Annotated in this window: 16 protein-coding genes and 2 tRNA genes; 11 read left to right on the forward strand and 7 right to left on the reverse strand. The window is 61.0% G+C overall.

Going from position 1 to position 21,500, the window contains the following annotated elements; all coding sequences use genetic code 11:
• The first annotated feature begins 8 nt into the window (after positions 1-8).
• From sufB to sufU, 4 genes are read left to right on the forward strand one after another with little or no spacing between them, the layout of a single operon-like run.
• A complete protein-coding gene (gene sufB, locus DW024_RS07120) occupies positions 9-1,421 on the forward strand; it encodes a Fe-S cluster assembly protein SufB (protein WP_118377340.1) in 1,413 nt (470 codons plus the stop codon).
• Positions 1,421-2,692: a SufD family Fe-S cluster assembly protein gene (locus DW024_RS07125; RefSeq protein WP_118377341.1), complete on the forward strand. Its 1,272-nt coding sequence runs from the start codon at positions 1,421-1,423 to the stop codon at positions 2,690-2,692. The genes sufB and DW024_RS07125 overlap by 1 nt, the downstream gene beginning before the upstream one ends.
• Positions 2,689-4,014 carry an aminotransferase class V-fold PLP-dependent enzyme gene (locus DW024_RS07130; protein ID WP_199576946.1) on the forward strand — a complete coding sequence of 442 codons (1,326 nt, stop codon included), beginning with the start codon at positions 2,689-2,691 and terminating at the stop codon, positions 4,012-4,014. The genes DW024_RS07125 and DW024_RS07130 overlap by 4 nt, the downstream gene beginning before the upstream one ends.
• Positions 4,007-4,441, forward strand: coding sequence for a Fe-S cluster assembly sulfur transfer protein SufU (gene sufU / locus DW024_RS07135; RefSeq protein WP_117563904.1), 435 nt, complete (start codon positions 4,007-4,009; stop codon positions 4,439-4,441). Before DW024_RS07130 ends, sufU begins: the two co-directional genes overlap by 8 nt.
• A 65-nt stretch (positions 4,442-4,506) precedes the next feature.
• On the opposite strand, the gene DW024_RS07140 is transcribed toward sufU, so the two are convergent.
• On the reverse strand, positions 4,507-5,307 hold the full coding sequence (locus DW024_RS07140; protein WP_118377342.1) for a transposase: 801 nt from the start codon (positions 5,305-5,307) through the stop codon (positions 4,507-4,509).
• Between the two features lie 403 nt (positions 5,308-5,710).
• Between DW024_RS07140 and DW024_RS07145 the strand changes: the two genes are divergently transcribed.
• The 4 genes from DW024_RS07145 to dinD all read left to right on the forward strand — a co-directional run bounded on the left by DW024_RS07145 (position 5,711) and on the right by dinD (position 10,273).
• Positions 5,711-6,445, forward strand: coding sequence for an iron-sulfur cluster assembly scaffold protein (locus tag DW024_RS07145; RefSeq protein WP_006235554.1), 735 nt, complete (start codon positions 5,711-5,713; stop codon positions 6,443-6,445).
• 18 nt (positions 6,446-6,463) lie between these two features.
• Positions 6,464-7,468 carry a GGGtGRT protein gene (locus DW024_RS07150; RefSeq protein ID WP_118377343.1) on the forward strand — a complete coding sequence of 335 codons (1,005 nt, stop codon included), beginning with the start codon at positions 6,464-6,466 and terminating at the stop codon, positions 7,466-7,468.
• Between the two features lie 256 nt (positions 7,469-7,724).
• Positions 7,725-9,251 carry an FAD-dependent oxidoreductase gene (locus DW024_RS07155; protein WP_118377344.1) on the forward strand — a complete coding sequence of 509 codons (1,527 nt, stop codon included), beginning with the start codon at positions 7,725-7,727 and terminating at the stop codon, positions 9,249-9,251.
• A gap of 161 nt (positions 9,252-9,412) precedes the next feature.
• On the forward strand, positions 9,413-10,273 hold the full coding sequence (dinD, locus tag DW024_RS07160) for a DNA damage-inducible protein D (RefSeq protein WP_117757949.1): 861 nt from the start codon (positions 9,413-9,415) through the stop codon (positions 10,271-10,273).
• Positions 10,274-10,535: 262 nt separating this feature from the next.
• Here the strand turns inward: dinD and DW024_RS07165 are convergent.
• Positions 10,536-10,611: transfer RNA gene (locus DW024_RS07165), tRNA-Lys, on the reverse strand.
• A 22-nt stretch (positions 10,612-10,633) separates the two neighbouring features.
• Positions 10,634-10,710 (reverse strand) — tRNA-His (locus DW024_RS07170).
• 164 nt (positions 10,711-10,874) lie between these two features.
• On the opposite strand from DW024_RS07170, the gene DW024_RS07175 reads away from it, so the two are divergent.
• Positions 10,875-12,056, forward strand: a complete 1,182-nt coding sequence (locus tag DW024_RS07175; protein ID WP_118377345.1) for a pyridoxal phosphate-dependent aminotransferase — start codon at positions 10,875-10,877, stop codon at positions 12,054-12,056.
• A 141-nt stretch (positions 12,057-12,197) separates the two neighbouring features.
• Positions 12,198-13,088, forward strand: a complete 891-nt coding sequence (locus DW024_RS07180; protein WP_118377346.1) for an ROK family protein — start codon at positions 12,198-12,200, stop codon at positions 13,086-13,088.
• 114 nt (positions 13,089-13,202) lie between these two features.
• On the opposite strand, the gene DW024_RS07185 is transcribed toward DW024_RS07180, so the two are convergent.
• The 4 genes from DW024_RS07185 to argS all read right to left on the reverse strand — a co-directional run bounded on the left by DW024_RS07185 (position 13,203) and on the right by argS (position 20,591).
• Complete coding sequence (locus DW024_RS07185; RefSeq protein ID WP_006235485.1) at positions 13,203-13,652, reverse strand: VanZ family protein; 450 nt, start codon at positions 13,650-13,652, stop codon at positions 13,203-13,205.
• 7 nt (positions 13,653-13,659) lie between these two features.
• Entirely contained in the window at positions 13,660-15,060 is a 1,401-nt protein-coding gene (locus DW024_RS07190; protein WP_118377347.1) for a hypothetical protein, read from the reverse strand.
• A 315-nt stretch (positions 15,061-15,375) separates the two neighbouring features.
• On the reverse strand, positions 15,376-17,949 hold the full coding sequence (gene rho, locus DW024_RS07195; RefSeq protein WP_233541355.1) for a transcription termination factor Rho: 2,574 nt from the start codon (positions 17,947-17,949) through the stop codon (positions 15,376-15,378).
• Positions 17,950-18,737: 788 nt separating this feature from the next.
• Entirely contained in the window at positions 18,738-20,591 is a 1,854-nt protein-coding gene (gene argS / locus DW024_RS07200; RefSeq protein ID WP_117655689.1) for an arginine--tRNA ligase, read from the reverse strand.
• Between the two features lie 342 nt (positions 20,592-20,933).
• Between argS and DW024_RS07205 the strand changes: the two genes are divergently transcribed.
• Entirely contained in the window at positions 20,934-21,419 is a 486-nt protein-coding gene (locus DW024_RS07205) for a CarD family transcriptional regulator (protein ID WP_118377348.1), read from the forward strand.
• Positions 21,420-21,500: the final 81 nt, after the last annotated feature.

Here is a 21,500-nt window from a genome sequence, read left to right on the forward strand (position 1 = left end):
GCGACGTAATGACCAAGAACCGCACCGAGGTCGCGGACATCGACCGCAGCCTCTACGACTTCACCTATGGCGAGGAGGGATTCGAGCGCCTCGACGCCGGCATCACGCCCGACATCGTGCGCGAGATCAGCGCCAAGAAGGACGAACCGCAGTGGATGCTCGACCTGCGCCTCAAGTCCCTCGAGATCTTCAACCGCTTCCCCGATCCGACGTGGGGCCCCTCCATCGAGGGCCTGGACATGGACAACATCGTCACCTACGTCAAGCCCAACACCGACAAAAAGCACGACTGGGAGTCGGTGCCCGACGACATCAAGAACACCTTTGAGCGCCTGGGCATCCCCGAGGCCGAGCGCAGCTACCTGGCGGGCGTCGGCGCGCAGTACGACTCCGAGCTGGTCTACCACAACATGCAGGACACCGCGTCCAAGATGGGTATCGTCTATTCCGGCATCGAGGAGGCCCTGCACGACCCGCAGTGGGAGCCGCTCATCCACGAGAAGTTTATGACGCTCATCCCGCCCACCGACCACAGGTTTGCGGCCCTGCACGGCGCCGTATGGTCGGGCGGCTCGTTTGTCTACGTGCCCAAGGGCACCAAGCTCGACTTCCCGCTGCAGAGCTACTTCCGCCTTAACGCCAAGGGTGCCGGCCAGTTTGAGCACACGCTCATCATCGTCGAGGACGATGCCGACCTGCACTTTATTGAGGGTTGCTCCGCGCCCAAGTACAACGTGGCCAACCTCCACGCCGGCGCCGTCGAGCTCTTTGTGGGCAAGCGTGCGCACCTGCGCTACTCGACTATCGAGAACTGGTCCAAGAACATGTACAACCTCAACACCAAGCGTGCGCGCGTGGACGAGGACGGCGACATCGAGTGGATCAGTGGCTCCTTCGGCAGCCACGTGGGCTACCTCTACCCCATGAGCGTGCTCAACGGCCGTCGCGCCCGCTCGAGCTTTACCGGCATTACCTTTGCCGGCGCCGGCCAGAACCTGGATACCGGCTGCAAGGTCGTGCTCAACGCGCCCGAGACCTCGGCAACCGTCGAGACCAAGGGCATCTCCAAGAGTGGCGGCATTCAGACCTTCCGCAGCTCTATTGTGGCGACACCCAAGGCCGAGGGCTCCAAGGCAACCGTGAGCTGCCAGTCGCTGATGCTCGACGACCAGAGCCGCTCCGACACTATTCCGGCCATGGACATCCGCGCCAAGAACGTCGATATCGGCCACGAGGCCACCATCGGCCGCATCGGCGACGACAAGGTGTTCTACCTGATGAGCCGCGGTATCTCGGAGGAAGAGGCCCGCACCATGATCGTCAACGGCTTTGCCAACCCGGTCTCCAAGGAGCTGCCGCTGGAGTACGCCGTCGAGATGAACAACCTGATCAAGCTCGAGATGGAAGGAGCGATCGGATAATGAAACAGACCACGAACACCGCTGCCACCACGCTCGAGCAGGTCAATGCGATGCCTGCTGCAACTTGGGGCTGGCTCAAGATGAACCAGACTAAGCTCGAGCTTTCGGCCGAACTTGCCGCCGCACCCGCCGAGGCCGTTGAGGTCGAGGGCTTGGACGAGCAGCTTGCCGGCTCGGCCGACGCCTTCGACGCCGCCATGGACGCCATGGCCGAGCGCTTCCCCGAGCGCCGCGCCTCCGCCCCCGGCGACGCTGCCGACCGTGCCCGCATCACGCCCGAGACCGAGCTCGACGTGCCCGCCACCTCTGTCTACCAGGCCGGCGCCATCAAGCTCGAGGAGGAGCTCTCCCCTGCCGAGGCCTTCGAGACCGGCATGGGCGAGGCTGCCTATGCGTATCTGACCGAGCACGCCACCAAGCGCATCGTCATCGATGTTCCCGCCTACCAGCACGCCGCCGTTACCGTGCGCGTGAGTGGCGTCGACGCAGCGGCTGCGATTGCCGCCATCGACGTCGTCGCCCGCCCGCAGGCAACGCTCGACCTGCAGATCGCCCTGGACTCCCCCGTTGCTGGCGAGGGTGTCGTGGGCTCCGTGCTGCGCGTCTGCGCCCACGAGTACGCCACCGTCAACGTGACCTGCACGCAGACGCTCGACGATAGCTGGATCGCGCTCGACGACACCGGTCTGTTCCTGGACGAGGGCGCGCGCGTCAACGTGCAACACACCGTCCTGGGTGCCGGCGCCAGCGCCACCGGCCTTGCCGGCGACCTGCTGGGCGATACCGCCAAGGTCACCATCGATACCGATTACCTGGGCGCCCGCGAGCAGGTGCGCGACTTTAACTACGAGCTGCGCCACCGCGGTCGCAAGACCGAGTGCGAGATCGACGCCAACGGCGTGCTGACCGGCACGTCCAAGAAGGTCTACCGCGGCACCATCGACCTCGTGCACGGCTGCAAGGGTGCAACCGGCACCGAGCGCGAGACGGTGCTTTTGGCCAACAAGGGCGTCGACAACAAGACCGTCCCCGTCATCCTCTGCGACGAGGACGACGTCGCCGGCAACCACGGCGCCACCATCGGTCACGTCCGCGACGAGCAGCTGTTCTACCTCGCCTGCCGCGGCCTTGACCAAAACGCCGCCGAGGACCTGTTCATCCGCGCCAAGCTGGAAGACGCCGCGCTTTCCGCCACCGACGAGCGTACCCGCGCCGCCGTCGTCCGCTTGGGCAACAACCTGATCGACAACTTTGAAGAGGAGCTCGCATGATCGATACCGAGCACGTTAAATGCGACACCTGTACCGCCCCCGAGCCCATGGAGCTCGACGCCAGCGACGAGGCCTCGCGCGGCTGGCCTACCGTAGACATCGAGACCAACCCCTACAAGGCACAGTTCCCGCTGTTCCAGCAGCATCCCGAGATCGCCTTCCTCGATAGTGCCGCCACCGCGCAGCGTCCCGCCTGCGTGCTCGACGCCGAGCGCGATTTCTACCAGCGCATGAACGCCAACCCCCTGCGCGGCCTGTACTCGCTGTCCGTCGAGGCCACCGACGCCATCGCGAAGGTCCGCCAACAGATCGCCGACCTCATCGGCGCCCCCCAGGCCAACGAAGTCGTCTTCACCCGCAACACGAGCGAGTCGCTCAACCTGGTCGCCAAGAGCTTTGCACCCACAGTCCTCGAGCCGGGCGACGAGGTCGTCATCACCATCATGGAACACCACTCCAACCTGATTCCGTGGCAGCAGGTCTGCCGCGAGACCGGTGCCAAGCTCGTCTACCTCTACCCCACCAAGACCGGCCAGCTCACGACCGAGGAGGTTCTGGCCAAGGCGGGCCCCAAGACCAAGATCCTGGCCGTGGGTCAGGTCTCTAACGTCCTGGGCGTCGAGAATCCGGTCAAGAACCTCGGCAAGCTCGTGCACAAGTACGGCGGCTATCTGGTCGTCGACGGCGCACAGTCGCTGCCGCACATGCCAGTCAATGTGGCCGATCTGGGCGCCGACTTCTTTGCCTTTAGCGCGCACAAGGCCATGGGCCCCATGGGCATCGGCGTGCTGTGGGGCAAGATGGATCTGCTCAACGCCATGCCGCCCATGCTTACCGGCGGTGAGATGATCGACTCGGTTACTGAGCAGGACGCCGTCTGGGCTCCCGTCCCCGAGAAGTTCGAGGCCGGCACGCAGGACGCCGCCGGCATCTTCGCCACAGGCGCCGCCCTCGACTACCTCGTCAACACGGTGGGCTACGAAAACATCCAGGCACGCGAGCAGGCACTCGTCCACTACCTGATGGGCGAGCTCATGCAGCTCGACTTTGTCCAGATCATCGGCTCAATCTATTGGGATAACCACCACGGCGTCGTGAGCTTTAATGTCAAGGGCATCCACCCGCACGATGTCGCGAGCATCATGGACATGGACGGCGTCTGCATCCGCGCCGGTCACCACTGCGCGCAGCCGCTGCTCACCTGGCTGGGCGTCGAGAACCTTGCCTGCTGCCGCGCCAGCGTAGCCTTCTACAACGACAAGGCCGACATCGACAAGTTCATCGCCGGCCTGCATCACGTTTGGAGCACGTTCAATGGGTAATCTGTACACCTCCACCACATTTATGGAGCACAACTCGCACCCCGACTATAAGTACGAGATGGATGCTCCCACGCACGAGCACGACGGCATCAACCCTAGCTGCGGAGACGAGCTCACCTTGCAGCTGCGTGTCGAGAACAACGTGATCGAGGAGGCCTCCTTTACCGGTCACGGCTGCGCCATCAGCCAGGCCAGTGCCGACATCATGGCCGACCTCATCACCGGCGAGACCGTCGAGGAAGCTCGCCACCTGGCAGAGCTCTTCCTCGCCATGATCCGCGGCGAGAAGCTCTCCGAGGAGGACCTGGAAGACCTGGACGAAGCCGCCCAGCTCCAGGACATCTCGCACATGCCCGCCCGCGTCAAATGCGCCGAGCTCGCCTGGCGCACCCTCGACGGCATGCTCACGGGACAAAATAATCAGTAGTATTTGTCCCAAATCTTAAGAATTTTGTTGGCCGAATCGCTTGACAAGAGTGGTTCGGCCATTTTCTATTCCGAGCCCTCAGCCTGAGCATTCACCCGAACATAAGCGCGCACGATACGAGAGACGGTACTCTTGCTGATTCCCGTATATCGTTCGATCTCGCGCACCGTGTAGCCGACATCGTGCAGGGCGAAAATGATTCCATCTCGCCGCGAGGGCGCTACGGTCTTGAGTTCGTTGAGCGGCACGCCCAGGCGCTTCGCCATCTTGTCGGCAAACGCACGCCGCTCCCACTCTGTCTCATCCATATCGTGAATCACCGGATCGGAACCATCGGGCATCGACAGAGAATAATCCAGAAACCCCTTGGCAGACTCAAAGAGCTCAAGCACACAAGAAGGGTCCGAAAATCCCCTCGTCGTATCGTTGTCATACGCTCTCAGATACTCGGCAAAGCTGCTCCAGGGATAACGCTCGATCAGGGCGATACCCGCCTCCTGCGGATTAGCGTGAACATAGCGAATGGCAGCCATTAGATAACGGTCGGTATCGAGCGAGCGCCGGTCAAAACGGTTCTGGAACAGATGCCCCGTGCGCCCCGTGCGTTTATTGAACCGCCGCGCGTACGTCAAAAGCAGCCGGTGCATCGCCGCGCTCATCGCGTCCTCGTAATCTGCAAGCACCAGATGCACGTGATTGCCCATAAGGCACCAGGCGATAACCGTCACGCCCGCCTCGCGGCAGCACTCGCGCATCAGCTCCAAAAACTCCCACCGGTCTTCATCGCCCTCAAAGATGAGCTGCTTGCCCGTACCGCGGGCACAGACATGGTAAAAGCCGGTAACCGTTCTCCAAACGCGCTGCATGGCGCTCCCTTCGCCGGGATCTGATTGCCATCCAATACAGCACGATTGAAGCGTGCCATCAAAACATTCACGCAAAACAATACACTCGCGCGGCCAAAGGCAGTAAACGGGCGGCGAACGGCACCGTTGCAACAGGTCAGACCCCGCAACGCATACAAGAGCTGACCAAAAGCTTGCCCAAGACGAACCCCCTCTACGGAAGTTCGCGACCACAGAACATATAGTTAAACCGTTTCAATTAAAACTTCCGGACTTCTCGCTACGAAAACTGAGCCGTTCGCCGAATATTCCGTGCATTTCGCGGTATTATAGGGGCTGCATGTCATGTCCCTTTCGAAGGGTCGCCCGGCAATCGCCAGCCACGACCCCCAGACGGGACGCCAACACGATAGAGAGGAGAGGCATGCAGTACTCACAGGAAGTGGAGAACATGTGCCCCGTTGCCAAGGGTGCATACCACGGCCCCGCACCCATCCCCGAGGAGGGCAAGTGGGTCCAGGCTAAGGAGATTTCCGACATCTCCGGTCTTACGCACGGTGTGGGTTGGTGCGCACCTCAGCAGGGCGCCTGCAAGCTCACGCTGAACGTCAAGGACGGCATCATCGAGGAGGCCCTCGTTGAGACCATCGGCTGCTCGGGCATGACCCACTCTGCCGCCATGGCTTCCGAGATCCTTCCCGGTAAGACCATCCTCGAGGCCCTCAACACCGACCTCGTCTGCGACGCCATCAACGTTGCTATGCGCGAGATCTTCCTGCAGATCGTTTACGGCCGCAGCCAGACCGCGTTCTCCGAGGGCGGCCTGCCCGTGGGCGCCTCCCTCGACGACCTCGGCAAGGGCCTTCGCTCTCAGGTCGGCACCATGTTCGGCACCAAGGCCAAGGGCGCTCGTTACCTCGAGCTCGCTCAGGGCTACGTCACCCGCATGGCTCTCAACGACAAGAACGAGATCATCGCATTCGAGTTCCTGAACCTCGGCAAGTTCACCGACGCCGTCAAGGCCGGCAAGACCCCCGAGGAGGCCATCGCTGGCGCTATGGGCCACTATGGTCAGTGGGAGAACGCTGCCAAGTACATCGACCCGCGCACCGACGAGGAGACTCACTCCGTCGCCAGCGTGTTCCCGGTTCACGAGTAGAAAGGGAGGGAAATAACTATGACTGTTACGTTCGAAGGTTACGAGCGCCGCGCTGACAAGATCAACAAGTGCCTCGCCGACAACGGCATCGCCTCCCTCGAGGAAGCTCTGCAGATCTGCACCGACAAGGGCTTCAACCCGCGTGAGATCGTCAACAACACCCAGTCCATCGCCTTCCAGAACGCCGAGTGGGCCTACACCCTCGGTTGCGCTCTCGCTGTCAAGCGTGGCGCCAAGACCGCTTCTGAGGCTGCCGCCATCATCGGCGAGGGCATCCAGGCCTTCACCGTTCCCGGCTCCGTCGCCGAGGACCGCAAGGTCGGTCTGGGCCACGGCAACCTGGGCGCTATGCTGCTCTCCGACGACACCGAGTGCTTCGCCTTCCTGGCTGGCCACGAGTCCTTCGCTGCCGCTGAGGGCGCTATCGGCCTGGCTCTGAACGCCAACAAGGCTCGCAAGAAGCCGCTGCGCGTTATCCTCAACGGTCTGGGCAAGGACGCCGCTCAGATCATCGCCCGCATCAACGGCTTCACCTACGTGAGGACCCAGTTCGACTACTACACGGGCGAGCTCAAGGTCGTCGAGACCATCCCCTACTCCGATGGTCCCCGCGCTGCCGTTAACTGCTACGGTTCCGACGACGTCCGCGAGGGCGTTGCCATCATGTGGCACGAGAACGTCGACATCTCGATCACCGGTAACTCCACCAACCCCACGCGCTTCCAGCACCCCGTCGCTGGCACCTACAAGAAGGAGCGCCTCGAGGCTGGCAAGAAGTACTTCTCCGTCGCTTCTGGTGGCGGCACTGGCCGTACCCTGCACCCGGACAACATGGGCGCCGGCCCTGCCTCTTACGGCATGACCGACACCATGGGCCGCATGCACTCCGACGCCCAGTTCGCCGGTTCTTCCTCCGTGCCTGCGCACGTCGACATGATGGGTCTCATCGGCATGGGCAATAACCCCATGGTCGGTGCCACCGTCGCCTGCGCTGTCGCCGTCGAGGAGGCCCTCAAGGCCTAGTCGCGCCCGCGCGATGCTCACATAGTTGAGCTTTGGAGCCGCTACCTTTCGGGGTAGCGGCTCTTTTTGTTTACGCTGTCGCAGGGCAACTAATGCCGATATATCAGTTGGGGCGAAATACGAGATGTGATGAGACGGAGCGTCAGAACGTCCATGACGCCCACCTGCCATATTTGCCCTTTACCGATTTGCCGAGTCTTTGCGGCCCCATTGCCGATCACCCATGCGACAATGCGCCGGACGAGAAAGGAATCCGATGGAATCGACTGATGTACTGGTAATTGGATCTGGCATTGCGGGCCTTTGCGCCGCCATCGAAGCGGCACGCACGGGTGCAACCGTCACTGTGGCAAGCGCCGGAAAGACTATGAGTGGATCGAGCTTCTTCCCCGGAACCTGGGGCCTGGGGCTTATCGGACCCGTCGACGAAGACGATGAGCAGGACCTCATCGACACCATTCAGACCGTTGGTGGCGGCGTCGCCGACCCCGAGCTTGTCCAGACGTTTGTCCACGGCATTCCCCAGGCAATTGAATGGCTCGAGCAAGACCTAGGCGTTGAGCTCCAGCGTCCGCAAAGCGCTGAGAGCGCCCAGCAAAAGCAATTTATCCCCTGCTTTGACCACAAGACGCGCATGTGGCGCGGCCTCACCCGCAAGCCCCTTGAGGACGCTCTGACGACCCGAATCGAGTCACTCGGCATTCGCCTGCTCCCCCGCTATGAGCTTATCGACCTTGTTGAGGACACGAACGGTAGAATAACCGGAACCGTGCTCTACGACCTCACCGAAAATCGAATCGTGCCCTTTGCTGCCAAGGCCACGATCATCGCAACCGGTGGCACAGGCGGCCTGTTCGAGCGCAGCCTTACGTCGGCTGATGTGCTCAGCTCCTCGCAGGCCATCGCGCTGGCGCACGGCGCAACACTTACTAATATAGAGTTCATGCAGATGATGCCCGGTTTCATCGAGCCCAAGCGCAACCTGGTCTTCAACGAGAAAACCTGGCGCTACGTACATGTAGACCAGCCGGTAGATATTGCCGACGACAAGCTGGACGACCTGCTCGAGCAGCGCTCTGGATATGGTCCCTTCACGTCACGCTTGGCCTCCCGCGCTATCGATCTCGTCATCGATCAGGCAGGTGTCGAAGGCCTGGCACTCCACTACGACTTTCCCCGCGAGGATGTCCCAGAGTTTGTGCAGACCTTTGCCACCTGGCTGCAAGACGAGCACGGCATCGCCCCGACTGACGAGATGCGCGTGGCGATGTATGCCCACGCCGCCAACGGCGGTATCAAAATCGACAAGACCGCGTACACGGGCGTTGAAGGCCTCTACGCCTGCGGTGAGGCAACAGGCGGCATGCACGGCGCCGACCGCATCGGCGGCTTGTCGAGTGCCAATGGCATCGTGTTTGGGCGCATCGCGGGCGCATCGGCAGCCCAAGCAGCGCTGGACGCTCCCGAGGCGGCCGCTCCGATGGATATCGCCCTCCCTCAGTATGGCATTGCCACAACAGATGCCGAACGCCTGACACACAGCCTTAAGCACACGATGAGCACCTATTGCATGATCAACAGGACCGAAGCAGGTCTATCCAAGGCCCTGCAACAGCTTGAAAGCCTGAAAGACGAGGCAACGGCGCTGAGCAAGCCGCATGCCAATGACAGCGAGATCGCAGCCCTCGCCCGCCTGCAATCGCAGAATCAGCTGGCAACGGAGATGGTCAAAGCCATGCGCAAGCGGACCGAAAGCCTGGGTTCGCACTATCGATCGAATTAAACTGGACACCTATCTAGAGCAGAGCACAACTAATCGATATCTATGGGCCCCGTGACCTCGAAGTGGCACGGGGCCCATTCGTGTCCGCACGGCAGCGTATCCTTATTCTGAGTACAGAGCGGGCAAAGCGCGCATAGACAATAGATCAGCGAGGAGGAGATATGGACAGTAGTGATATCGAGAAGTGGCGTGTCGAACTTGATAGCTACGCCAATGTGGAAGACGGCGTTGAGTATTGGCTCGCACGCGATTTAATGGAACCCATGGGATACACTCGATGGGAGAACTTCGCCGAAGTTGTTAAGAGGGCAAAAGTCTCGTGCGAAACAAATAAAACTCCAGTTGATTCCCATTTTCGTGACACCACGAAAATGATAACTGCCGGTGTCGCCGCTCGCGCGGTTAAAGACTACAAGCTTACGCGCTATGCATGCTATTTAATCGCCCAAAACGGAGATTCAAACAAGCCAGAGATCGCGCTCGCCCAGGCATACTTTGCCGTGCAGACGCGCCGCCAAGAGCTCATAGAGCAGCGCTTCGCAGAGATTCAGCGCTTACAGGCGCGCCACTCGCTATCCGATTCAGAGAAACAGCTCTCGGGTATTGCGTTCAAACGCGGCGTGGACTCCAAAGGATTCGCAATCATCAAGTCGAAGGGCGACGAAGCGTTATTCGGCGGCAGAAGCACGGCGGAAATGAAGCAGCAGCTCGGCATATCCAAGAGCGCGGCATTGGCGGACAGGTTAGCCGATGTCCTCATCAAAGCAAAGGACCTTACGAACTCGATGACGGCCTTCAACGCCGAGGAACACGACCTGTACGGTCTGGACCAGATCAAGCAAGAGCACGTCGAGAACAACACAAGCGTGCGTGGCAGCCTCATCGACCGCGGAATTGTCCCCGAGAACCTGCCACCTGCCGAGGATACAAAAAAGCTCGAGCGTCGCGTGAAGGCAGCGGAGAAGAAACTCAAGGAAGGTACTGACGGTTTTACCGATCCCCAGGGTAGACTCGATCTGTGAAAGCGGCCGTGCCCTTTCGGGTTCGACCCCATGAAAGGTCAACAAAAAAGACGGCCAACTTTCGTTGACCGTCTAAACATGCTTTGGTGGGCCGTCAGGGGGTCAGCCTGCTGCGCAGGCGGCCGCTGCGGCGCTTCGCGCCTTGCGCGCTGCGCTGGCAAATGCTCGCGCATTTCCTCAGCTCCGCGCCCTTACGGGTTCGACCCCATGTACTGTTAACAAAAAAAGACGGCCAACTTTCGTTGACCGTCTAAACATGCTTTGGTGGGCCGTCAGGGGGTCGAACCCTGGACCTTGGGATTAAGAGTCCCCTGCTCTACCAACTGAGCTAACGACCCGATATCAACACGAAGCAAGAACTGGGGTGGGTAAAGGGACTCGAACCCTCGACCTACGGGACCACAACCCGTCGCTCTAGCCAACTGAGCTACACCCACCGTGTCCTGTGCGCTTCGCGCTCGACTATTATTGCAAGGAACGCCACGCGATGCAAGCCCCAATTTTCAAGAATTTTGAAAAGAGTTTTTCGAGACCATTTCAAGCAAATCCCATCGGTTCCATAGGAGTAAACTTGCTCCACCCAATGCTCGAAAGGATAGGCATGAAAGAACTCTCCAACCGCACGGCGGCGTTTACCGATTCGGTCATCCGCCGCATGACGCGCATCTCCAACAAGTATGGTGCCGTCAACCTGTCGCAGGGCTTCCCCGATTTCAATCCCCCGGCGCAGCTGCTCGATAGCCTCAGCACCATTGCCACCGACCCCAAGCCGCTTTACCACCAGTACTCCATCACCTGGGGCTCCCAGGCCATGCGCGAGGCGCTTGCCACCAAGCAGGAGCACTTTATGGGCATGCCGATCAACCCCAACGAGAACATCGTGGTCACCTGCGGCTCCACCGAGGCCATGATGGCCGCCATGATGACGGTCACGAACCCCGGCGACAAGGTCGTCATTTTCTCGCCGTTCTACGAGAACTACGGCGCCGACACGATCCTCTCGGGCGCTGAGCCCATCTATGTGCCGCTCAACCCGCCCACCTTTGACTTCGACCGTGAGGTCCTCGAGGCAGCCTTCCGAGACAACGATCCCAAGGCAATCGTCCTATGCAACCCGTCCAACCCCTGTGGCAAGGTCTTTACCCGCGAGGAGCTCACCTTTATCGCAGACCTGTGCAAAAAGTACGACGCCTACTGCATCACCGACGAGGTATACGAGCACATCGTCTACGCGCCCCACGAGCACGTCTATATGGCCACGCTGCCCGGCATGTTCGAGCGAACCATCAGCTGCAGCTCGCTGTCCAAGACCTACTCCATCACCGGCTGGCGTCTGGGCTACACTATCGCCCTTGCCGAAATCACCGAGCGCATCAAGAAGGTCCACGACTTCCTCACCGTAGGCGCCGCCGCCCCCCTGCAAGAGGCCGTCGTCACCGCCCTCAACTTCGACGACAGCTATTACCAGGAGGTCCTCGACCTCTACACCGCCAAGCGCGACCTATTCTGTCAGGGACTCGACAGCATCGGCCTCACGCACAACGTGCCGCAGGGAGCCTACTACGTGATGATGGACATCTCTGAGTTTGGCTATGACAGCGACCTCAACTTCTGCGAGGATCTGGCCTCCAAGGTGGGCGTGGGCGCCGTTCCGGGCTCCAGCTTCTTCCGCGAGCCCGTCAACCACCTCATCCGCTTCCACTTTGCCAAGCGAGACGAGACGCTCAGCGCGGCGCTGGAGAACCTCAAGTCTCTGCGAGATAAAATCAAGCCGCGCTGGTAAGGACAGCCCGACAACTATAGGAACCAAAGAATCCTCGCACCGTCCACCGCGTTGCGAGGATTCTTTTTATAGCGCTTTCTTACATTGTTTAGAGCGCTATACTTTAGTGACAGAGCAACTCGTCATAGAGAAAGGAACACTATGGCAGAGCAGCAGCTTATCGGAGCGCTCGAGGCCGGCGGCACCAAGATGGTCTGCGCCACGGGCTATGCAGACGGTATGGTCCTGGAGTGCGAGCAGATCGCGACCACGACCCCGCAGGAGACCGTCGAGGCCGTCAACGCATGGTTTGCGAACAAGGGCATCGCCGCACTGGGCATCGGAGCTTTTGGCCCCACCGCAGTCAACCCCGCCTCGCCCCAGTACGGCAAGATCTTGGAGACCCCCAAGACGGCATGGCGCTACTTTGACCTGCTGGGCACCATTCAAAACGAACTCGACATTCCCTGCGGCTACGACACCGACGTCAACGTCGCCTGCCTGGGCGAGGTCACCTTTGGTTGCGCCCAGGGCCTCACTGACGTGGCGTATCTGACCATCGGCACCGGCGTGGGCGCCGGCGTGCTTTCGGGCGGCCAGCTCGTGCACGGCATGATGCACCCCGAGGCCGGTCACATCCTGGTCACGCGCGACCCGCGCGACACCATTGGCGAGCACAGCGGCTGCCCCTTCCACGACAACTGCCTCGAGGGCCTCATCGCCGGCCCCGGCGTTAAAAAGCGCTGGGATGGCAAGAGCGCCGGAGATATGGCCGATGACCCGGAGGCCATGGACCTGCTCGCCGGCTATCTGGCGCAGGCGCTCATGACCTACACGCTGTGCTACGCGCCGCAAAAGATCATCATTGGCGGCGGCGTGGCCGACCACACCCCCATCGTGCCGCTCGCCCGCAAGAAGTGTGCCGAGATGCTCAACGGCTACATCGTCACGCCCGAGATGGCCGACATCGATAGCTATATCGTCAACAACAGCCTCGAGGGCAAACAGGGCATTATGGGCTGCCTGGCTCTTGGTGCACAGGCGCTCCAGTAGCAGACGCACCCACGGGGCGTGGCACGCCCGGCAAATCCGACCTACAGGACGACGCCACCACGCCTCATATAAGCCCTCAAATAAAAAAGGCCGCCTAGGACCAAACAATACGTCCTAGGCGGCTTTTTTGGCGCACATCAGCGACCGTAAGAGATATCGGAGCACAACGCCCGTTGCCGCTCCACAGCAGTCGATCATCACATCGGTGATCATGCCAGCGCGACCGGGCACAAAAAGCTGGATCGTCTCGTCAATCGAGGGAATCAGCAGCAGGAACACCGCCGTGGGCAGCAGCACGTCAAAGGTGCGCCGGCCCTCAAAATCAAAGGCGTGCGTTGCCAAGATGCCGAGCACCATATACTCGGTAAAATGCGCGCACTTGCGAACAACAAAGTTGGTCACCCATTCATATGGAAGTCCCACGCCGTGCAGGAAACCGCGGATAGCTTCCATGACCGTTAGGCTCAGCGAGCCCGACCCCGAGCCGGGAACCAGCGAATTGCCCCAGATCAAGAGCGCCATCAGGCAGGTCACGACCGCCCATTTTCGATTGATCTTAACCATGCAGAAGTTATGCCTCCGCGCGGAGCGGCGCGAAGCTGGCGGTACCGCCCTCGATAACGCTCAGATAGGCACGGCCCGTACGCTTGGCGGTAGAGGACTGCAGGCGCTCGATCTCTTCTTCGAGGATCTGATTGACGCGCTCGTGACGACGATTTTCCATAATGCCGGCGGCAATAGCCTCGGCTCGCTCGATGCTCTCGCGCGAGATACGGGCGGTATCCTCGGGGAACACGGCGCTGTGACGGCCGACATAGGCGGGGGCAGCAGGCTGAGGGGCAGCGACGGGAGCGGGGGCCGTAACAGGAGCAGGCTCGTCGATCTCATCCAGAATCGCGGTGGCGGCGGCCCACATGTCCTCGTGGCCCGAGTAGTCGGCCATGGGGACATCAACCTCGAGCGAGGCGTCCGGAAGGTCGCCGGTGTCGATGCGATCTTGGGCATCAATCGATGCGGTGATGGCTGCAGGCTCATCGAGGTCATCGAGATCGATGTCCGCGGCACCGGAAATGATAGGCATGCTGGCGAGGTTTGCGTTGTACGGCGCAGCCTCAGCCGCCTGCTGCTGGGCAGGAGCGCCCCAAAGCGAGCTTTCGGCGGCACGGCGGGCGGCAACAGCCTCCTCGTCCGCGGTCATGGCTTCATCAACGTACGAATTATCGGCAGAAGCGTTCGCGTCCGCCGAGGTAGCGCTGTAGGCGTTATTGACTGCCGCGCTGGCAACGAGTGCCACGAAAGCCGCCGTGCTGCCCGCAGGGGCGGCCTGGGAGCCAGACACGGCGCGTGCCGCGGCGGCGATGTCGTCGCGATTGAAGGAGCCGGTCTGCCCGCCGTTGGTGAGCTCGTCGATGGCGACTTGATAGACGTCGCGCGAGCGCGCAGGGTCGCAGCTCACCGGCGAATCGTCGTCGAGCATACTGTCGATCATGGACCAAGCCTCGGCCTCGTCCATGGCATCTGCGGCTCGAGCGATGGTAGGGACACCATCATCGGCATGACGGCGCTGGAACGCACCAGTCAGGCCGGAAAGGAATGCCGAGGTAGACTGCTCCGACTGAGCCTGAGAAGCAGAAGCGGCAGCATATGGAGTCGCATCCTGCTGCTGAGCTGGAATCGAGGCGGTCTTGAACTCGCTTTGATGCTGATTGAGATTGGCGGCACCGCCCATGGCATCGGGCTGGAACAGACGCTCTTCACGCTGCGCACGGTACTCGGAGATACCCAGCGAGGCGGCATAGATGCCCACGCCCGCCACCGCACCGACGGCAAAGGGAACAGCGCCCGCGACAACCGTCTCGTTGACCGACGAGAACGGCAGCGTCGCGGCATACATCACCACGGGGGCGGCAAGGCCGATCCCGCAGGAAAGTCCGGCAAGGACTGCTCGTTGTGTTGCATCAGAAGAAGCCATGAGCTCTCCCCATCTTCCAGCACCCAAATCGCATCATTCAGTTGGCTGCGCGAGAGAAGATGAAGCGGGACATGCGTCCCAAAGCAACGGTATATGGTTCGTTTCATCTGCGTTTTCCGTCGCGAAGCTTAAAAGTTATTATGCGAAACCGACCCTCCGATTGCAAGCGGCGATGCCGGATTGTGGCTCGAAAACCGCTGCTTGTCGGTCATAAGGTCAAAAAATGTTGCCGAGTGGCACCATAAAGGAAGGGCCGGGATATAAAACCCCGGCCCTATTGCCCATTCTTATGGCAGCTTTGCGCGCAGTTATGGTCTAAAACGTCTGCTCGTAGTCGCTGTGTTTTTTGGCCGAACGCACCAGGAACTCCTGGTTGGTGTTGGTGCCCTTAAGACCCTTGATAAACGATGCGGCCGCGCGCTCGGTGTTGTTCATGCCGGCAAGAATGCGACGCAGACCAAAGACAAACGGGCGCATCTGCTCGTCGACCAACAGGTCCTCGTTACGCGTACCGGAGGCAACGGGGTCGATAGCCGGGAAGATGCGGCGGTCGGCCAGGTCGCGGTCGAGCTTAAGCTCCATGTTGCCGGTGCCCTTGAACTCCTCGAAAATGACCTCGTCCATCTTGGAACCGGTGTCGATGAGGGCAGAGGCCAGGATGGTGAGCGAGCCGCCGTTCTCGATATTGCGGGCTGCACCCAGGAAGCGCTTGGGCGGATACAGGGCCGCCGAATCGACGCCGCCCGAAAGGATGCGGCCTGAGGCGGGCGCCGCCAAGTTGTAGGCACGGGCAAGACGCGTGATGGAGTCGAGCACCACCACAACATCGCCACCCAGCTCCACGATGCGCTTGGCGCGCTCAATGACGAGCTCTGCCACGCGGGTGTGGTTGTCGGCAGGCATATCGAAGGTCGACGCCACAACCTCACCCTTGATGGAACGCTGCATATCGGTGACCTCTTCGGGGCGCTCGTCGACGAGCAGGCAGATGAGGTGCACCTCGGGGTTGTTAATCGAGATAGACTGGCAGATCTTCTTGAGGATCGTGGTCTTGCCGGCCTTGGGCGGGGACACGATCAGGCCGCGCTGGCCCTTGCCGATCGGTGACACGATGTCGATGGCGCGGCCGGTAATAGAGTCCTTGCCGTGCTCCATGCGCAACGGCTCGTTGGGATAGACCGGGGTGAGGTCGCCGAACTTGGGACGGTTGCGAATCTGCTCGGGGTCCAGACCGTTGACGGTCGTGATTTTGGCGAGGCCGGCGCGCTTGTCGCCGCCGCGCGAAGGACGCAGCGAGCCCTCGATGACGTCGCCCGTGCGCAGGCGCGCGGAGCGGATGAGGTAGGCGGGCACGAAGGCGTCGTCGTTGGACTTCATGTAGCCATGGGCGTGGATGATGCCGGAGCTGTCCGGGCGAATCTGCAGAATGCCCTTGATGTCGCGGAAGCCCTCGGCCTTCGCAGCGGTGACGTAGATTTCCTCGACGAGCTCGGCCTTCTTCTTGCCGGTCGTCTCGATCTCGAACTCCTTAGCCTTCTCGCGCAGCTCAGCGACCTTCATGGCCGCGAGTTCCTCGCGCGAAAGCGTGGGCTCGGTGGGAGCGGCATTACGCTCCTTGTTGCGCTGTTTGCGATCGCGCTGGCGGTTGCGACGGTCGTTGTTGCGGTCGTCCTTACGCTCGTTGCGCTCGTCGTTGCGCTTGTGCTGGCGACGGTTGGGACGAGTGCCGTCTTCGCCCTCAGCGGGGGCGGCACCATCGGTTGCGGCGGTGCCAACATTGGCCGCAGCGGCGTCATTGGCCTCGGCGCCGGAATCAATCTGCGCTTCGGCATCAGCCTGCTGCTCGGACGCCTTGGCCTTAGCGGACTTCTTACGACCGCGCTTGGGCTTCTCGGACGCAGACTGTTCGACGTCTTGGGGCTCGGCGGCATCAGTCGATGCATCGGCGGTCGTCTCGGCGGAATCCTCGGACGCACCCTTCTTGGCAGCCTTAGCCTTGGACGTGCGCTTAGCAGCAGTACGATGGCTGCGACCAGGACGGACGTCGGCGGGCTCGACATCGGCGGGAGCGGCCTCGGAAGTCGTAGCATCCTGGACGGGTGCATCGGCAGCGGTTGCAGACTCGGCGGTCGCCGCAGCATCCCGAGCGGCGGCGGCTGCGGCTGCGGCCTTCTCGGCCTCGACAAAGGCCTTGGGCTTGCGACCGCGACGGTGCGGGCGCAAAGCCGGATCGACAACGGGAACTTCGCTGGCCTCGACAGGCGCAGCGGGCTCAACAGGCGATGTGCCCTCCCCTGCCGCGGAACGGACCGAAGCCTCAGCGAGCTCGGGGGTTACCTGTTCAGCAACCTGCTCGGCCTTAGCAGCCGTGCGACGGCGTGTGCGCGGTACCGGCTTCTCGGTCGGCTGGTCGGCGACAGGAGTCTCGGTGGCGGCAGGCGTCTCGGGCACAGACGGAGCTGCAAGCTCGGTCAGAGCCGCGGCCTCGCGCTCGGCAGCACGACGGCGGGCGCGCACCACCTGAGCCTCGCTAATCTGCGCCAACGCACGTGCCTGCGCGACCTCATCGGAAATCGGCGCCGAGGAGTCAGCTGCAACGGTGAGCTTGGCGCGCGTCGTGCGCGTGGTACGGCGCTTTGGCTTGGTGACCTCCTCGCCGTCAGCGGCAGGCTTGGCCGTGCGGCGCGTGCGCTTGGGCTTTGCCGGAGCAGCCTCCTCACCAGTTGCAGGCACGGCCTTCTCAGCCGCTGCAGGCGTAGGCGTCGAAGCAGCCTTAGGCGTCTCAGGAGCCGAGGCTTGCGCGGGCGCCGCGACCTGGTCCGACGCAACCGGTGCAGCGGGAGCGGCCTGCGTCGTCGTTATTTCGTTTTCTTGCTGTTGATCAGACACAGTGTTTGCTCAACTTTCTTTTCAAGCCCTGTGATCACATGCTCCCTGCATAAACCTTCAGGGCGGCTAAACAGTCTAGTTCCGTTCAAAACGACGGACATCATTGATCTGTATCGAGATGATTGCGTCATATACGCAGCGTTAGTGTAACACAACCGCAACCACCTGCAACTTAGTCATTGGACGTTCTTAAACGCCCAGTCATCAGGGACACTCCTCCTCAAAAGCGCCTTGAAATGTCGCGCCAGAGGAGTGAAGCCGTGGCACCCGGAATAGCCGCGCCACAAATCGCGCCCATCTACTACGTTTGCACCCGAGCCCCTGACCATACCCTTGTTTTTTCAAAAACAACGAGTCTGCTACCTGCGGTTTTAATATCGTACTTTTCGGCATGGTTCGGGATATGCGTCCAAACGTAGGAGATGAGCCCAATTCGTGGCGGACGGTATCCCGCCACCCCTCCGCGAGACAAAAATGATCCATTTTCCTCCGTCCCCAAGGGACAATTTTCAAAACTACGCCGGATTACGGGGCCAGAATGCTGCAAGCCAACCATGCCCTGCATTTTCTAGAAACAATAAGCCATCTACCTGCGGGTTTAATTTTGCCATTGGCACCATGGTCGCCAGTTGGCGATTCAGCCCCGTAAACCGGTATAGTTGCGATTTGGTAGCATTTCCCAGCAAACCAAATAGTCTCACCAAACGCAAAAAGCCCGACCTCCATATGGGAGATCGGACTTTCAAGGCTCAGTTAAACCAAACCTGCGCGGTCAAATGACCCGTAGCTTACATCTGCTCGGGAGCGGAGACACCAACGAGGGTGAGCACCAGGGCGAGCGTCACGCGGACGGCGTCGCAAGCGGCCAGACGGGCACGCGAAAGCTCGGGGTCGACGGGACGGCCCTCGCTCGGCAGCACCTGGCAGGCAGCATAGAAGCTGTGGAAGTCACCAGCGAGTTCCTCGGCAAAGTGCGTCAGACGGAACGGGGCGCGGTCGCGAGCGCAGCTGGCGATCAGGTCGGTGAGCTCGTTGAGCTTACGCGAAAGGGCGAGCTCGGTCGGGTCGGTCAACAGCGAGTAATCGACGTTCTCACCGATGGCCTTGGCGGCAACGGCCTTCATGCCCATCTCGTCGGCCTGCTCAGGCGTTACGTCAGCGGCACGGCGCAGGATGGAGCAGACGCGAGCGTGAGCGTACTGCACGTAGTACACCGGGTTGGAGTTGTCGCGCTTCTTAACGGCCTCGATGTCGAAGTCGACCATCTGGTTGGAGCTCTTGGAGATGAGCGTGTAGCGAGCGGCATCGGAACCGACCTCGTCGACGAGCTCCTGCAGGGTCACCATGGTGCCCTTGCGCTTGGACATACGGACGGGCTTGCCGTTGCGCAGCAGGTTGACGAGCTGGCCCAGCAGAACCTCAAACTTTCCGGGATAGCCAAGAGCGTCGCAGACGCAGCGGACGCGCTCGATGTAGCCGTGGTGGTCGGCGCCCCAGATGTCGATGACGTGGTCGACGCGCTGGAACTTATCCCAGTGATAGGCAACGTCGGAGGCGAAGTAGGTGTACTCGCCGTCGGACTTGATCAGGACGCGGTCCTTGTCATCGCCCAGGTCGGTGGAGCGGAACCACAGGGCGCCGTCCTTGGTGTAGAGGTAGCCCATCTTGTCGAGCTTCTCAAAAGCGCGGTCGACGGCGGAGGTACCGGCGGTCTCGCCCTCGGTGTCCTTCACGTACAGCGAACGCTCGGAGTACCAACGATCGAAGTCGCAATTGACGGCGTGGCAGAGGTCGCGCATGTTGTCGACCATCTTTACGTAGCCGCGCTCGCGGAAGCTCTCCATGCGCTCCTGGGGATCGGCGTCGACCCACTTATCGCCGTCGGTGCGCCAGAACTCGGCAGCCTCGTCGATGATGTAGTCGCCGCCGTAGGAGTCCTTGCCCAGAGTCTCGGCAAAGTTGTCCTGATACGGATGGGTCTCGGGGTGCTCGTCGTTCTCGTCGGCAACAAAGGCGTCGCGGTCGGCGATCAGCAGCTTGTGAGCCTCGTCGATATCAACGCCCTGCTTGGCGATGATGTCGGCAAGCTGCATATAGCGCGTGCTGATGGAGTTGCCGAAGGTGTTCATCTGAGAGCCGTGATCGTTGATGTAGAACTCACGCTGGATGTCGTAACCGGCGTGGTCCATAACACGGCAGAGCGAGTCGCCCAGCGCGGCCCAGCGGCCATGGCCGATGTGCATGGGGCCGACGGGGTTGGCGGAAACGAACTCGACCTGGGTCTTCAGGCCACCACCAACGTTGGACTTAGCGAAGTCCATGCCCTTCTCGCGAGCCTCGCCAAAGATGGCATTCTTGACGGCGACGGAGAGGTAGAAGTTGATGAAGCCGGGGCCTGCGATCTCGACCTTCTCGATCGCGGGGTCCTCGGGCATATGGGCAACAATGGCCTCGGCGATCTTACGCGGGGCGCAGTGGGCCAGCTTGGCGGACTTCAGGGCCATGGTAGAGGTCCACTCGCCATGAGAAGTATCAGCCGGTCGCTCGATAGCGCAATCGTCAAGTTCAAATGCGGAAAGGTCGCCGGCCTCCTGGGCCGCAGCAAGCGCAGCGCGTACCAGCTCTTCAATCTTCTCGGGCATAGATCCTCCTTGTGTTAAAGCCCCCGAGCTCTTGGTCGCTCGTAGGGCAAAAGCCAGAGTTTGTAGCACTCTATCACAAGCGACGGGCACTGTCGCAGGGTAAAGCCAATCGAAATTGCATATGCACAAAATTGACTACAGCTTGTATGGACTCACTCAAAGATGCCGGTCTGCCTGCAGATTATGCACGCGTTGAAAATGCATAAAGGTGTGAACGAGCTGTGTCTTTTATCGAATACTCTTACCTATCGGAGTTGTGTGCTTTTCCTGCATAAAGCGAGGATTTGCGCACGTCAGCGTGTTATTCTAGACATACGTAAATTCGTATAAGTTGGAGGTAGCATGTTCTCAATCGGTCAACACGTCATTCATCCGGGTCAGGGAGTCTGCACCGTCGTCGGTTTTAGGGACGACACGCCGCAGCCCATGTTGTTGCTCGAGGCCAAGCAGGGGCATGCGCAGACGATCCTTATGTACCCCGTGGCGCAGGCCGACCGTCTGCATGCCGCCATCTCTCAGCAAGATGCCGAGCATCTGCTGAGCCACTATGACGAGCTGGAGTGCGACACCTTTACCGAGCGCAACAGCTCGCTTGAAGAGACACACTTTAAGCAGCAGCTCAAGCTGGGCGCGCCCGAGACGGTCCGCGTGGCAAAGACCATGATGCACCGCATTCGCCAGGCCGAGGAAGCCGATAAAAAGCCCAGCTCCTACTACATGCGCGTACTCAAGGAGGCCAAGCGCCGCTCCATCGAGGAGTTCGCCGTGGCCTTGGGCGTCACCGAGGAGGACGCCGAAGCTCGCCTAGCCCGAGCCGCCCTCAACTAACCCATCCGCGCCAAAAACCACCACAAAGGGAACAGTGAACTGCGCCCCGAAACTTGGACTGAATAAATAGCGACTACGCCG

This window comes from Collinsella sp. AF37-9, assembly GCF_003475115.1.
GTDB lineage: Bacteria > Actinomycetota > Coriobacteriia > Coriobacteriales > Coriobacteriaceae > Collinsella.